Annotated in this window: 1 protein-coding gene; it reads left to right on the top strand. The window is 73.7% G+C overall.

What is annotated here, in order from left to right; all coding sequences use genetic code 11:
- The coding region (locus LPA54_RS40665; protein WP_228985452.1) for an EAL domain-containing protein at positions 1 to 407 on the top strand (407 nt) is incomplete at both ends.

Here is a 407-nt window from a genome sequence, read left to right as displayed (position 1 = left end):
CCCCCGACCGGCTGGGGCTGCTGGGCGATCTGCGGCGCGCCCTCGACGCGCACGAGGTGGAGCTGCACTACCAGCCGAAGGTCCGCTTCGACGGCCAGGTCTCCGGTCTTGAGGCGCTGGTGCGGTGGGTGCACCCGGAGCGCGGGCGGGTCCCCCCGGACGAGTTCATAGCGATAGCCGAGTCGTCCGGGCTCATGCCGCAGCTCACCGAGTACGTGCTGGAGACCGCGCTCGGGCAGGTCGCCGAGTGGCGCTCCCAGGGGCTGTTCGTGCCGGTCGCCGTCAACGTCTCGCCGCGCGACGTCCACAGCCCCGGCTTCGCCGGCTCCGTCGCCGCGCGCCTCGCCCGCTACGGGGTGCCCGCGGGAGCGCTCCAGCTGGAGATCACCGAGCACGTGCTGCTGGAG

This window comes from Streptomyces sp. DH12 (genome assembly GCF_020873895.1).
Taxonomy (GTDB): Bacteria; Actinomycetota; Actinomycetes; order Streptomycetales; family Streptomycetaceae; genus Streptomyces.
Note: the sequence above shows the minus strand (reverse complement) of the source record. Positions and strands in the feature narration are given on the sequence as shown.